The 14,593-nt window shown below is 47.9% G+C and carries 8 protein-coding genes; 6 read left to right on the forward strand and 2 right to left on the reverse strand.

What is annotated here, in order from left to right; genetic code table 11:
• Nucleotides 1–45: 45 nt before the first annotated feature.
• The 4 genes from JFC05_RS00100 (at nt 46) to JFC05_RS00115 (ending at nt 9,571) form a co-directional block, all read left to right on the forward strand.
• The gene (locus JFC05_RS00100; protein WP_198335263.1) at nt 46–1,209 is read left to right on the forward strand and encodes a hypothetical protein; all 1,164 of its coding nucleotides are present in this window, start codon (nt 46–48) and stop codon (nt 1,207–1,209) included.
• A 915-nt stretch (nt 1,210–2,124) separates the two neighbouring features.
• On the forward strand, nt 2,125–6,588 hold the full coding sequence (gltB, locus tag JFC05_RS00105; protein WP_198335264.1) for a glutamate synthase large subunit: 4,464 nt from the start codon (nt 2,125–2,127) through the stop codon (nt 6,586–6,588).
• Between the two features lie 144 nt (nt 6,589–6,732).
• Nucleotides 6,733–8,154, forward strand: coding sequence for an FAD-dependent oxidoreductase (locus tag JFC05_RS00110; protein ID WP_198335265.1), 1,422 nt, complete (start codon nt 6,733–6,735; stop codon nt 8,152–8,154).
• A gap of 205 nt (nt 8,155–8,359) precedes the next feature.
• Nucleotides 8,360–9,571 carry an FUSC family protein gene (locus JFC05_RS00115; RefSeq protein WP_198335266.1) on the forward strand — a complete coding sequence of 404 codons (1,212 nt, stop codon included), beginning with the start codon at nt 8,360–8,362 and terminating at the stop codon, nt 9,569–9,571.
• A gap of 73 nt (nt 9,572–9,644) precedes the next feature.
• Here JFC05_RS00115 and JFC05_RS00120 read toward each other — a convergent pair whose 3' ends face one another.
• Entirely contained in the window at nt 9,645–10,805 is a 1,161-nt protein-coding gene (locus JFC05_RS00120; protein WP_227697326.1) for an ABC transporter substrate-binding protein, read from the reverse strand.
• Nucleotides 10,806–11,070: 265 nt separating this feature from the next.
• On the opposite strand from JFC05_RS00120, the gene JFC05_RS00125 reads away from it, so the two are divergent.
• Both JFC05_RS00125 and JFC05_RS00130 read left to right on the forward strand, forming a co-directional pair.
• Nucleotides 11,071–11,334, forward strand: coding sequence for a hypothetical protein (locus JFC05_RS00125; protein ID WP_075100341.1), 264 nt, complete (start codon nt 11,071–11,073; stop codon nt 11,332–11,334).
• A 672-nt stretch (nt 11,335–12,006) separates the two neighbouring features.
• The gene (locus JFC05_RS00130; RefSeq protein WP_276511241.1) at nt 12,007–13,626 is read left to right on the forward strand and encodes an AbgT family transporter; all 1,620 of its coding nucleotides are present in this window, start codon (nt 12,007–12,009) and stop codon (nt 13,624–13,626) included.
• Between the two features lie 100 nt (nt 13,627–13,726).
• Here JFC05_RS00130 and JFC05_RS00135 read toward each other — a convergent pair whose 3' ends face one another.
• Entirely contained in the window at nt 13,727–14,557 is an 831-nt protein-coding gene (locus JFC05_RS00135) for a Cof-type HAD-IIB family hydrolase (RefSeq protein ID WP_227697327.1), read from the reverse strand.
• Nucleotides 14,558–14,593 lie beyond the last annotated feature (36 nt).

Raw genomic sequence — 14,593 nt, forward strand, 5'->3', positions numbered from 1 at the left:
TCTTTATGTTGCATTCTTAACCCTATTTTCACCAAGGATACTCTCATGGCAGCACCAAGATCGACGACGCGTAGCGCAAGCCAAGCATATCGCCGCCAAGCATTGATTTGGCTGGTAGCGACGTTGCTACTTGGCGTGGTTACCGCTTTGGTTTGGATGTTTAGTCAGACCCCAGCGATGGGTGCCAAAATCGAAAACGCACCGATAACCACGCCGCAGCCGCTTAGTGCTGAGCTTGAGCAGCCGCTCACCATAGAATCCTTACATGAGCTGGATACGGATGTGCAGCCGCTCAGCTTTGATGCGACCATTCGCGATTTGCGCAGCTATCCTGATGAGTTCAAAGACAAGCGCTATTTGCTAGCAAACAAGGGCAAATGGACAGTGCAGGTGATGAATGTCGCCGAAAACGACGTCATCGTCAGCTATCTAGAAAGCCGTGATGATCGCAAAAAGTTTGCGTATTTTCGCTATTTAGATGACGAAAACCAAGCGCGTTATATGCTAACTTATGGGCTGATGAGCAGTCCGCAAGAAGCGGTTGGCGCCTCAAAACTGGTGGACTTTAAATTACCGGCTGATGTCCGCGTGTTGCCAGAAGAAATCAATCGCTATATCGGTATCATTGATAATTATGAGCGCCCCGATCCCATAAAAGATTTGAGCAATAGGCGAACGCGCGCGGTTGATTTGCGCCCGACCAAGCGCGAAGTACCAGTGCGCCAACCTGCCGATGACAGTAGCGACGTCGATGAAACACGGCGCGCACCGAGTAGCAGTGAGACCAGTATTCGCCAGTCTATCGACACCTCTGAGACCTTATCTGTCACTGAGGAGCGTATCATAGGCGGTGAAGAGCAGTCGTCTGTGACCGCAGGCAACGAAGAGTCGAGCAACAAACCTGCGGACAATCAAAAATCGGTAGCGGCAGGCGGTGATAGTAGCAATAAAAAGCCACCAGTCGTGCCAACGCCGAAGCCGCCAAGTAGTAGCAGTGGGGCAAATGCGGGCGCAAACAGCGCGGCAAATAGCGGTGTCAATAACGCCAGCAATAAAAACAGTAATCCCAATAAAAATAGCAATACCGGCACGGACAATAAAAGCACTAACCAAGGTGTAGCTAAAAACAACAACGCTGCCAAAAATGACAATGCGACCAAAAATAACGGCGACAGTATTAAAGAGCTGATTGAAGAAAAAAGCAATTAAGTTGCGTCTGATGATTTGATCAGAGTCATAGCCGTAGCGATAGTAATAAAGCCCATTAGCAAAGATGCTGGTGGGTTTTTTTTGGCAGGTGTTTTGTGTATCAAGTGACAGTTGTTATGTTCTCCAGTGACCGCTTTTGCTTTGATGTTCTGCTATCTTAGTTGCATGAACCATGGCTTAAATGATGGCTGAAACCTGCCTTTATATGCGTTTTTATCTGCTGTTTTTCGTCGTTGTATAACCATTAGTAATACGTTCTCTTACAAAATATGGGTGATGAATCGATAGAAAAGACTAGATTTTTTGCCAATCATTAACTAATATAACGGTGGGCGACGTTCTGTATAGTTATCGTAAATAACTATTTATTGAGCATTCGGTGAGTGCTTGCATCAAATTTACAAGACGCTTTGCTACTGTTTGTTGTCCCAAGCGCCGCCATTTTTATTTGCATTTATACGCTAATAAATGGCGCAACCTTCCTTACGGTCGCTCTTGTTAGAGTGAATAAAGCGCTTAAATACAGAGCGTCAAATATTCAATATAAATCATCGCACCGTTACACTACCTAGCCAATATAATCATAGCGTTCGGTAATATACGGTGACAAGCGATACTCCAGTTAACAATAGCATGTGATTGAGAACTGAGTAACTGGCAGATAAAACGATTTTTATCTGATTGCCAAGATCTATTACTTACTGTCTATTCATACATTAATTATCTGTTCAGACATCATTAATGACTAGGAGGGTCAAGGTGCTAACCTGATTCTCAGAGTATGATGAATAAGAACATCACATCAATTATTAATTCGGATATACGAATATTAATTATTAGCCCGTTCTGCCTACGGATAGCCGTTTATGCTCCGCATTGGATGATAAGCGACCCGTTCACTTAAAAGGACTAGCCATGTCAATGATTTCCTCCCATACGCATTTGGCCACGCCAGATGATTTCTCTGATAACTGTGGTTTTGGTTTGATCGCTCACATTGAGGGTGAAGCCAGCCATGATTTGGTAAAAACAGCCATTCATAGCTTAAGCTGTATGACGCACCGTGGCGGTGTTGCTGCTGATGGTAAGACGGGCGACGGCTGTGGTCTATTGTTGGCAACGCCGACCAAGTTTTTTCAAAAAATTGCCGCCGAGCTGCAGTTTGATATTACTGATAACTTTGCGGTGGGCATGGTCTTTGTCAATCTCGACGCTGCTAAAGCAAAACACAGCCAGCAAATACTCTCTGAAGAGATTACTGCACAAGGTTTGGATGTGGCGGGCTGGCGTAATGTGCCACTTGATTTGACGATTGTCGGTGACATAGGCCGTGAGACATTGCCTGATTTTAAGCAAGTGTTTGTCAATGCGCCTGATGATTTATCAGCAGATGATTTTAATCGTAAGCTGTTTGTCGCGCGCAAAAAAGCCGAGCAACGTTTGGCAGACGATGAGTTGTTTTATGTGTGCTCGTTAAGCGCTCAGACGATTATCTATAAAGGGTTGGTGATGCCGTCTGACTTGCCAGCGTTCTTTTTGGATCTGCAAGATGAGCGCCTGGCCTCACATATTGTGGTATTCCACCAGCGTTTTTCTACCAATACCTTACCGCGCTGGCCGCTTGCGCAGCCGTTTCGCTATCTGGCGCACAATGGTGAGCTAAATACCATCACGGGCAACCGTAACTGGTCGGAGGCACGCACCCCAAAACTCAAATCGGACAAACTGCCCAACCTAAATGAACTGACGCCACTGGTCAATCGTACAGGCTCGGATTCTTCGAGTTTGGATAATATGCTTGAGGTGCTGATGTCTGGTGGCATGAGCCTGTTTCATGCTATGTCGATACTTGTGCCACCTGCTTGGCAAAATGTCGATAGCATGGACATGGATTTGCGCGCGTTTTATGAGTTTTATTCGCAGCATATGGAGGCATGGGATGGGCCAGCGGGTCTGGTGATTCAAGACGGGCGCTATGCGGTGTGCATGCTTGATCGCAATGGCTTGCGCCCATCGCGCTGGGTGACGACGAAGAATGGCTACATTACGGTCGCCTCTGAGGTGGGTGTTTGGGATTATGCACCAAAAGATGTACTGGCAAAAGGCCGCGTCGGTCCGGGTCAAATGCTGGTCATCGATACCATGACTGGCCAGATTTTAGATACCAAAGCCATAGCGACCTTACTAAAAAAAGCGCACCCGTATCGCAAATGGCTGCGCGAAGAAGCGACCCGTATCCGTGATGATGAGCGCCTAGAAGAGCAGCTGGCGGCGCAGGCCTGCCGCGGCGAGACACTCAAGGCCCTACAAAAGATGTATCACATCACCAATGAAGAGCGCACCGAAATCATCCGTCCTAATGCCGAAAATGGTCAAGAGCCAGTGGGCTCGATGGGCGACGACACACCAATGGCAGTGCTGTCGCAGCAAATTCGTCATGTCGGCGATTTTTTTCGTCAGCAGTTCGCGCAGGTGACCAACCCACCGATTGACCCATTACGTGAGTCAATCGTGATGTCACTACAGACGTGTCTCGGCGCTGAAACCAATGTGTTTGCACCATCTGCGCGCGATGCACACCGTATTATTTTATCCTCACCGGTATTGTCAGCCAGCAAAATGCAGCAGCTTGAGCGCTTAGACGACCCAGCGTTTCAGATGGCGCGTATTGATTTAAATTATGATCGTACCCTTGAGCTGTCAGAAGCCATCACTGCTATTTGTGAGCAAGTGGCAAGCAGTATTCGCGCCGGCCATACGCTGATTGTATTGTCTGACAAAAACATCGTCGCCGACAAAGTCCCTGCCAATGCCATCATGGTGACAGGGGCAGTGCATCATTATCTGATCGCCCAAGGTATCCGCGCCGATGCCAATCTCATCATCGAGACGGGGCTGGCGCGTGACTCGCATCAGGTGGCGGTATTAATCGGCTTTGGCGCCACCTGCGTCTATCCATATTTGGCTTATGATGTCATCGATGACTTGGTGGCAAGTGGTGAGCTGCTTGGTGATCCGATTCAGGCGCGGGTCAATTTCCGTAAAGGCTTGGATAAAGGTTTGCTAAAAATCTTATCAAAAATGGGTATCTCAACCATCGTCTCTTATCGCGGTGCACAACTATTTGAAGCGGTTGGTCTCTCAGAAGAAGTGGTAAACCTATGCTTTAAAGGTGTGCAAAGCCGTATCAAAGGCGCCACCTTTGCCGATCTGGCAGCAGATCAGGCCATACTCGCGGCCAACGCCTTTAAGCGCCGTGCGCCCCTTGATCAAGGTGGTTTGCTCAAGTTTGTCTTTAACAAAGAGTATCACGCCTTTAATCCTGATGTGATTAACAGCCTGCACACCGCTGTGCGGACAGGCGATTATGACAATTATCGTCATTATGCCGACTTGGTTAATAGTCGCCCTGTAGCAACCTTGCGGGATTTGTTGCAACTAAATACAGATAACTCAATTGACGTGAATGAGGTCGAAGACATCTCGGCTATCTTGACACGCTTTGATTCGGCGGGCATGTCGCTTGGCGCTTTATCACCAGAAGCACATGAAGCGATCGCCATGGCGATGAATACCATCGGTGGCCGCTCAAACTCAGGAGAGGGCGGCGAAGATCCAGTACGCTATGGCACGCTGCGCAATTCAAAAATCAAACAAGTGGCTTCTGGTCGTTTTGGTGTCACGCCTGCGTACTTGCGCTCAGCAGAAGTCATGCAGATCAAGGTCGCTCAGGGTGCAAAACCAGGGGAGGGTGGACAGCTGCCAGGTGGTAAGGTCAATGCGCTGATCGCGCGCCTGCGTTACTCTGTACCAGGGGTGACACTCATCTCACCGCCGCCGCATCATGATATTTATTCTATCGAAGACTTGGCGCAGCTGATTTTTGACTTAAAACAAGTCAATCCCGATGCCTTGGTCTCGGTGAAGCTGGTCTCACGTCCAGGCGTTGGCACCATCGCGACAGGCGTGGCCAAGGCCTATGCCGACTTAATCACCATCTCAGGCTATGATGGCGGTACGGCAGCGTCACCACTGTCTTCTATCCATCATGCAGGCTCGCCGTGGGAGCTGGGCTTGGCAGAGACGCATCAGTCGCTACGCGTCAATGGCCTGCGCCATAAAGTGCGGGTACAAACGGACGGCGGACTCAAGACAGGCCTTGATGTGGTAAAAGCCGCTATCCTTGGTGCAGAAAGCTTTGGTTTTGGTACCACGCCGATGATTGCGGTGGGCTGTAAATACTTGCGTATCTGCCATCTAAACAACTGCCCGACAGGCGTTGCTACCCAAAAAGCCAAGTTGCGTGACGAGCACTTCATCGGTGAAGCGGAGATGCTCATTAACTTCTTTAAGTTTGTGGCGACGGAAACACGTGAATGGCTTGCCGCCCTTGGCGTACGTAGTATGGAAGAGCTGGTCGGACGTACTGACTTGCTCGAGGTGTTAGAAGGCAATACTGCAAAGCAGCGTCACCTCGACTTAACGCCACTCTTGTTTAGTCATCCAGCCAGCGTTGGCAACGCGCAAACGTGTCAGGTAGAGCGTAATGAGCCATTTGATAAGGGCTTGCTCGCTGAGCAGATGGTCAGTGATATGCTCCTTAATATTCGTCAAGGTACAGGCGGCGATTATAGCTATGCAATCGGCAACTGCGATCGCTCAATCGGCGCGCGTATCTCCGGTGAGATCGCTCAAGTCTGGGGCAATCTTGGTATGAGTGATATGCCAATCAAGCTGCATCTAACGGGCACAGCAGGGCAGAGCTTGGGTGTGTGGAATGCAGGCGGCCTAAATATCGAGCTAGAAGGCGATGCCAATGACTATGTCGGTAAAGGTATGGCTGGTGGCGAGATCGTTATCTATCCGCCAAAGGGTGCCAGTTTTAGTACCCAAGAGACCGCCATTATCGGTAATACTTGCCTTTATGGTGCGACAGGCGGTAAGTTATATGCGGCAGGCACCGCAGGCGAGCGCTTTGGCGTACGTAACTCAGGGGCGCACGCGGTGATAGAGGGCACAGGCGATCACTGCTGTGAATATATGACCGGCGGCGTGGTGACCATCCTTGGACGGACAGGGCTGAATTTTGGTGCAGGGATGACCGGTGGCTTTGCTTACGTGCTCGACATGGATGGCGACTTTTTTGATCGCTGCAATCACGAGCTGATTGATTTAAACCGTATCTCCAGCGAGCAAACCGAAGAGCACCGCATTTATTTGCAGCAAGTGATAGAAAACCACGTAGATAAAACAGGCAGCGCTTGGGGCCAGACGATATTGGCTGACTTTGAGCACTATGTGCGCAAATTTTACTTGGTCAAGCCCAAAGCGGCGAATATTGCCAGTCTCCTAAAGACCACCATGGCTGATCCACAGTAGTCGGGTATAGGGTATAAGAGACGTTTTAATACATTGGTTTTTTCGCAGGTCGGTGCCCGCAGTGACATATGTCAGATGGACTGACAGTGTGTCGCAGCGGCCCCCCACCCACGATAAAAGCCACCTAGAGAAGAGACAGTTATCATGGCAAAACGCTTAGAAAATAGTTTTCAGTTTTTAGATGTACCACGGTTTGATCCTGCCAAAAAAGACATTGCCACCCGCTCGACAGAGTTTGTTGAGATTTATAAGCCGTTTGAGAGCGAGGCGGTAGCGCAGCAAGCCCATCGTTGTCTTGAGTGCGGCAACCCTTATTGTGAGTGGAAATGCCCAGTTCACAATTACATCCCTAATTGGCTAAAGCTGGCCACCGAAGGCCAAATCTTTCAAGCAGCAGAGCTGTGTCATCGTACCAATACTTTGCCTGAAGTATGCGGCCGCGTTTGCCCTCAAGACCGCTTGTGCGAAGGCGCTTGTACGCTAAACGATGGTTTTGGCGCGGTGACCATCGGTAATGTCGAAAAATATATCAACGATACCGCTTTTGCCTTAGGCTGGCGACCTGATATGTCGGATGTGGTTTGGACAGACAAAAAAGTTGCCATCATTGGGGCTGGGCCGGCAGGTCTGGGCTGCGCTGATATCTTGGTAAGAAATGGCGTCAAGCCTGTGGTTTTTGACAAGCGTCCTGAGATTGGCGGCCTACTGACCTTTGGTATCCCAGAGTTTAAGATGGAAAAAGACGTCATGCGCAATCGCCGCGTGATTTTTGAAGGCATGGGTATTGAGTTTCGCCTCGAGACCGAAATCGGTACAGACGTCACTATCGATGAGCTGTTGAGCGAGTACGACGCGGTGTTTATGGGAATGGGCACTTATACCTATATGCGCGGTGGCTTTGTAGGCGAAGAGCTCGACGGCGTTTATGACGCTCTAGATTATCTGATTGCCAACGTCAATCGCTGCAATGATTGGGAAAAAGATGCTGAAGAGTACATCGACTTTAAAGGCAAAAGAGTCGTGGTACTGGGCGGTGGCGATACGGCGATGGACTGCAATCGTACCAGCATTCGCCAAGGCGCTGAGCAAGTCGTTTGTGCCTATCGCCGTGATGAAGAAAACATGCCAGGCTCACGCCGCGAGGTGGTTAATGCGCGCGAGGAAGGAGTGCAGTTTTTGTTCAACCGTCAGCCGACCGAAATCATCGGCCTAAATGGTAAGGTCAATGGCGTCAAGGTCGTCACCACACAACTGGGCGCGCCAGACAATCGTGGCCGTCGTCGTCCTGAGCCGATTCCAAATTCAGAAGAGATCATTGAGTGTGATGCGGTGATTATGGCCTTTGGTTTTCGTCCTAGCCCTGCCGACTGGTTTGAGAGTCAGGAAGTGAGTATGGATAGCTCGGGCCGCGTGCTAGCGCTCGAGCAGCAGACATTTAAATTTCAAACCAGCAATCCCAAAATCTTTGCAGGTGGCGATATGGTGCGCGGCTCGGACTTAGTTGTCACGGCTATTTGGGAAGGTCGCGAAGCGGCGGAAGGTATCTTAGACTTTTTAGAAGTATAATTACCTCGATTTAGATTCCACGATTTATTAGTGGTTTGTGATGTAAACGTCTTTTGTCTTTTATCAGACAAAAGGCGTTTTTTTTGAGTGATGCTTGGTAAATAAAAGCTCGACTGCTAGCATGTTTGTGCGTACCCTATATGCTTTATCGTTTACCTCATTTATTCACTAAAACTCGTTTATTCACTAAAAAGAGTAGCCTTGCGTGAAATCAACTTTTTACCAGCGTGTTACTGCTCCATTCATCGAGCCTTACATTCGTTATCAACGTGCAGATGTGTTACATGCTTGTCGTCTGGGAGTGGCTGTCATACTGGCGCTATTAGTCAATAAAGTCACAAACCTGCCGCATAGTGAGTGGACCACCATTACGGTTTTTATTATTTTAGGATTGTTACAGTATCAAGGCGCTATCTATACCAAAGCCAAAGAGCGTGTGCTGGGCACGCTACTAGGTATTGGCACAGCATTAGGGGTGTTGTGGTTCAATCAAAATGCAGGGGCATGGCTATGGATCGATTATGCACTTATCGGTATATTAAGCGGCATTATTGGCTATCTGGCCGTTCGTAAGCTTGGCTACACAGGGCTGCTGACGGGTATTACGATGTTAATGATTGTCTCCGATCTAGGCAATAGTAGTATTGGTCAAGACGGCATTTACCGTGCGCTCAATATCTTGCTAGGGACAGGCGTGGCGGTCGCAGTCACACTCATTTTGCCGCTAAAATCAACGCTGATGTGGCGATTTCTATTGAGTAGCAATCTTGATGCTTGTAGCAGCTTATATGCAAGCGTTGGCCATCATATTGATGCAGCGGACGGAGCGGCGGGCAACACGACGCATAAATCAAATCCAGTGGCTTTTTCAGTTGAAGAAATACCTGTTGATAGAGCGTTGGTCACCACATTACAACAGATCAATAAGCGCCTACTGGCCGTGCGTCCACATATCGCTGCGACCGCAAGTGAGTCAGGGATCGAAAAAGAGACGCTGGAGACCATTCAACGTACCCATCGCAATATCATTGGCACCATTGATTTGTTATTAAGTGCTGCGCCACGCTTGGCAAATATTGAAATTGATGAGGAAAACCATGTTTTGTTGGTTCATTATCAGCATGAGTTGACGCAAGCGATGCAGCATATGGCTGCGGTGCTACGTAGTCCCAGTGATGAAGTGTTTCGTCCCATTACGCGTATTGCCGTCTCAGAGTATCCAAGCGTACAGCGTTTAGCGTTTGAGTGGCAGGGATACTTTTGGTTGACCCAAACCTTGCAAACCCAGTTGCAACAGTTGAGCGACTTGTTACAAACGACTAAACCGCAGTGGTTTGCGGCGTCTGGTTTGGGCTATCAGCGTCGTGAGCAGCGCCGTATAAAGGAACAGGGCGGCGAGACAGATCTACATTTATAATATAAAAAACGCTGATCTTAGATCAGCGTTTTTATTTTTGAACTACTAGGATTAAGCAATTACGTCATGGCTATTAACGGCCTGTTTTTAGCTTATCCCAGTATTGCTGATACATTTGCAAGGCTTCATCGCCCACATCTTCTTGGAATTCTGCTTTTGCCAGTACTTCTTTTGATGGATAAATCGTTGGGTTGTTGCGAATGCTTTCATCCATCAGCTCACGCGCGGCTATGTTAGGTGACGCATAGCCAATCTCTTCGCTGATGATTTTGGCGTTTTCGGGGCGAAGCAGGTAGTCGATAAACTTATGCGCGGCATCCACTTGCTTGGCATTTTTGGGAATGACAAAGTTATCCATCCACAGTATCGCACCCTCAGATGGGTATTTATAAACCAAGCTGGTCAAGCCTTCATCATTGGCCATGACCGCTTCGCCATTCCACGTCATACCAAGCGTCGTCTCCCCTTCGATATAGGGCATACGCGTGGCATCTGAGTTAAAGGTTTTGACATTTGGCATTAATGTGGTGAGCTTGTCATAAGCGGCTTTTATTTCCTCAGGATTGCTGCTGTTGCCTGAGTAGCCGAGGGTTAGTAGTGCCATACCAAAGACTTCGCGCACGTCATTGGTCAGCATCACTTGACCTTTGTATTTCGGGTCCCACAGATCATTCCAACTATTGACGGTCGCAGGGTCGACGCTATCACCATTGATGGCAAGACCTGTACTGCCCCACATATAAGGAATCGAGTACTTATTGTCTGGATCGACCTTGGTATTGGTAAACGACGTATCAAGGTTGTTAAAGTTGCTTAATTTTGATTTATCGAGCTCTTGCAACAATCCTTCTTTGGCCATTTTTTCGACATAGTACGTCGATGGAATCGCCAAGTCGTATTGGCTAGAGTCATCGAGTAGCTTGAGCTTGGCGTACATCGCTTCGTTGGAGTCAAAAGTGGTGTAATTGACGGCGATACCGGTCTCTTCTTCAAAACCATCGAGAATCTCTTGAGGCATATACTCTGACCAGTTATACAGATTAAGCGTCTCATTGCTTGCGCCAGCACTGCCATCCGCTGCTGCATTGTCAGAGCTACTACAGCTGGCAAGTACCAAGCCGACTGCCATAGCAAGCAAGGCTTTTGGCGCAGTCTTTGTCACGGCCGTAGGCAATAGGCGACCGATACCGGCCACAGAGCGGGCAGGCGCTTGGGATGATGATACGTGTGTCAAAATATCTCTCCTAAATAATAAAGTCAAATCAATAAAACGGCATAAAAACGGGCGTATACAAAGCACTAAACGCTGCATACGGTGATTGATACTATTATGACCATTAGTGTTACTGATTTAAAGGGTCGGCACAAAGAGATTTTGACCGCGCCTACCGTCACCATAAAAAGTACAACAAAACAATTAAGGTGATGCTGTCGTTTCAGGATATGTTACTGAGCAAGTCATTAAAAAACCAAATATATGTGTAAGATTAGGAGAAAGCATGAATAACCGTAACCGTGCCGGCGTGATTGCTGCCATCATTGGTATCATCGTTTTTATGGCGATGTTTAACTCAGGCTCACCGACGCCTATCGTCAATTGGCCGGTAGAAACCTACATGGGGATGGCCTTTACCATTGGTTGGCTGAGCAGCGTGCCGAATTGGTTGGCTTATGTGCTGGCGGCGCTGGTGCTGATTTTACTGGTGATTGGGCTTTATAAAATAGGCGGCTGGATTTATGGTCTGCTAGCGCGCACGCGTTAATAACAGTACTGCTGCACCGCTGCAAAAGCGAGAGATTAGAGATATTCTAATCTCTCGCTTTTTTGTTTTTGGTTTACTTGTATTGATGATTGTACTGGTGAATATAGTAGGGCGTGTTGAACATTCGCAAATAGGCACTGCTGATCGCTAAAATTGTTCCAGACAAGGCACAAAGCGACGATAATGCAGATGTCTTAGCGAGATTTGTAACGCAGTATGGGGCAATTTTAGCATCAGCCCGCAGGGACAGGACTCTTTTTTGCCGCTTCATCGTTAAAAATAAGCGCTTAGAATGACTAAACTTATTATTTTTAACATCGAATCGCCTAAAAAATAGTCGCTGTCAGTGCCATGGTCGAATGTTCAACACGCCCTAGATTCAATTTAAAAATGTTATAGCGCTACTGGTATAAATTATCCTTGCGTGCTGTGCCTGCGCCGACAAAGACTGCGTAAAGTTTATCCCAGCCCCACTGTAGCGTTTTTATATTGAACGCACTGTATATAGGCTCCTTGTCATTTATAGATTGTCCAAAATTGCAAACATTTGGTTTTATGAGCAAAAAGTATTTGTTTCTGTTTCCCAACTATGTTTCAATCGCTATCTTTTATCAATGTTTTCATATGTTTGAAACCTATTAATTTATTTAAGTCCTAAATGGAGCAGCGGCTATGCAAGGAAGTAATTCACCAAATGGCAGTCCACCAAACAATAACTTTGATACCGCAGCGAAAAGTTCTCGTATGCAGCGATTTTTGCAAGGGGTTGAGTGGCTCGGTAATCTACTGCCGCATCCGGTCATTTTGTTTGTTTGGATGTCTGTGCTGCTGTTGGTACTCTCAGCTGTGATGTCTTATTTTGGGGTGTCGGTGATAGATCCGCGCCCTGAGGGCACCAGCGGACGTAGTGCCGATGGCATGATCGAGGTCGTTAATCTATTGAACGGCGAGGGTTTGGCACGCATTGTTGAAAATTTAGTCACCAACTTTACCGGCTTTGTGCCGCTTGGTACGGTGCTGGTGGCCTTGCTCGGTGTCGGTATTGCTGAGCACTCTGGTATGATATCAGCTGCCCTGCGTGGTCTGGTCATGAATGCGCCCAAAAAAATGGTGACCTTTACCATTGTGTTCGCTGGCATCATGTCAAACACCGCCGCCGAGCTTGGTTATGTGGTATTGATACCACTGGCGGCAGTTATCTTTCACTCACTTGGTAGGCATCCGCTAGCCGGTCTGGCTGCGGCGTTTGCTGGGGTGTCAGGCGGCTATAGTGCTAACTTATTGCTTGGTACGGTAGATCCTTTATTATCAGGGATTACCCAAGAAGCGGCGCGTATCATCGATCCTACCTACACCGTCGGTGCAGAGGCCAACTGGTACTTTATGATCGCCAGTACCTTTTTGATCAGTGGCCTGGGTTATTTTGTCACCGAAAAAATCGTTGAGCCAAGCCTAGGTAAATACAATCCTAACGACGCTGACGATGCCTCTGTACTAGAAACGCAAATCGAAAAAGTATCGTCAATTGAGAAAAAGGGGCTACTATGGGCAGGTATCAGTATGCTCATATTTTGCTTATTGCTGGCGTGGACAGTAGTGCCTGCAGATGGCATCTTGCGTAATGCGGAGACGGGTCTGGTGTCAGGCTCACCATTTTTGAAAGGCATCGTGGTCTTTATCTTTGTATTCTTTGCCCTACCAGGCTATATCTACGGTAAGATTACCGGTAGCATCAAGAGCAATCAAGACGTGGTCGATGCCATGAGTAACGCCATGAGCTCCTTGAGTATTTATATTGTATTGGTGTTTTTTGCCGCGCAGTTTACCGCGTTTTTTAAGTGGTCAAACCTTGGTTCGGTGATGGCGGTGTCTGGCGCGACCTTCTTAAGTGATGTTGGTATGACAGGTCCTTTACTGCTGGTAGGCTTTATCATCATTTGTGGTCTGGTCAATCTGATGCTCGGTTCGGCGTCTGCTCAGTGGGCGGTGACTGCGCCGATCTTTGTGCCGATGCTCATGCTTACAGGTTATGCACCAGAGATGATTCAGGCGGCCTACCGTATTGGCGACTCGACCACCAATATCATCACGCCGATGATGAGCTATTTTGGTCTTATCTTGGCAGTAGCAATGCGCTACAAAAAAGACACTGGGGTGGGAACCTTGATGGCGATGATGCTGCCGTACTCCATGGCTTTTCTGATCGGTTGGACGATATTGTTTTCTGTCTGGGTGTTTGTGCTGGGTCTGCCAGTCGGCCCTGGCGCAGAGACCTATTATCCTGCTCAGTAGTTGTTATTCGCAAAATAAAAACCCTTGTCAGCGACTGGCAAGGGTTTTTTTGGGCGATAAAGAAAAGAGTTTTGAAGGGTTTTGCTTAAGACTATTCTATTTATGACGCCACCTTAAATTGCTCAAGCACCTTTTGAATACCATGTTCTTCAATGGTACCTGTGACAAAATCTGCGCGCTCGATCAGCGCAGGCTGGGCATCGCCCATCGCGACCGCATAGCCGACCAAATCAAACATCTCCAAATCATTCATACCATCGCCGAACGCCATACATTCACTGGCATTTACGCCGTAATAGTCACAAACGTCTAGGATGCCACGGGCTTTTGAGGCGTTGGCTGGCAAAATATCCGCGCCAATTTGATGCCAATGCACCAGCTTTAAATCGTCCCGCGCAAAGTCGATATCCTGCATTTTATCGAATTGATTATTAAAAAACACCGAGCACTGATAAACAGGGTTTGATAGGTAATAGAGGGGGTCAACGATGGAGTTGGGGGTTTTGGCATTGAATTCGCGCAGACGCTCATTTTCCCCCGACCAAGCGATATGAGTCGCTGAGTCAAACTTATGAATGAGCTCGCTTGTTTTGCATAACTGCACGATTTTGTCCGCCTGCTTAGCAGACAACGGATAGTGACTGATTAAGCCTTGATTATCAAAGCTGTACTGTCCGTTCATACAGATAATGGCGTCTAAAACCTCTGCCTCGAGCAAGGCCAAAATATCAGCAGGCAATATCGCTTTAGAGCGCCCTGTAGAAATCACCAGTTTAATGTCGGTTTGGGCAAGCGCCTCAAGGGTAGCCTTGTTGTGCGCTGCAATAATACCGTTGCGGCTTAGCGTATCGTCGATATCAAAAAATATCACTTTTGGCATGGGCAGCTTGTGAGGCATACTGGCTGTCGCAGCCTTATCTACTATAAACATGAGCATCCTTTATGTTTAAAAAACAACCGTGTAAGT

Origin of the sequence: Psychrobacter celer (assembly GCF_016107555.1) — a bacterium.
In the GTDB taxonomy this organism is placed as follows: Bacteria; Pseudomonadota; Gammaproteobacteria; order Pseudomonadales; family Moraxellaceae; genus Psychrobacter; species Psychrobacter celer.